Raw genomic sequence first — 316 nt, 5'->3', positions numbered from 1 at the left:
CAGGGAGGCCGTATTCGAGAGAAACTCTTTCTTTACTCCAACCTTCAAGTAAGACTTTATCAATCATTTCTTGTTTTATTTCTGGAGAATAATAATTATTTCTCCTTTTTTTAACTATCTCTAACCCATAACGATCAATCAATTTAATCATGTAGGAAAGATTTCTCGCATCTATACCGAACCTATCTGCAAGTCGTGAGTAGCTAAATCCTTGTTTTCTGAGTTCATAAATCTGAACTTTATCTTCATAAGTTAATTTCATAATAAAAACACCCCAAAAGTTAGATTTTGTGTCTAACTTTTGGGGTGCACTTCA

At 32.9% G+C, this 316-nt stretch carries 1 pseudogene; it reads right to left on the bottom strand.

Annotated features, from left to right (window positions below):
• A pseudogene (locus tag ADH99_RS00025) lies at positions 1–262 on the bottom strand (IS3 family transposase); the annotation flags it as partial.
• Positions 263–316 lie beyond the last annotated feature (54 nt).

This window comes from Granulicatella sp. 572.rep1_STHE (assembly GCF_001073445.1).
Lineage (GTDB): Bacteria > Bacillota > Bacilli > Lactobacillales > Aerococcaceae > Granulicatella > Granulicatella adiacens.
The sequence above is the reverse complement of the archived record's forward strand: the minus strand, read 5'-3'. Positions and strand labels throughout refer to the sequence as shown.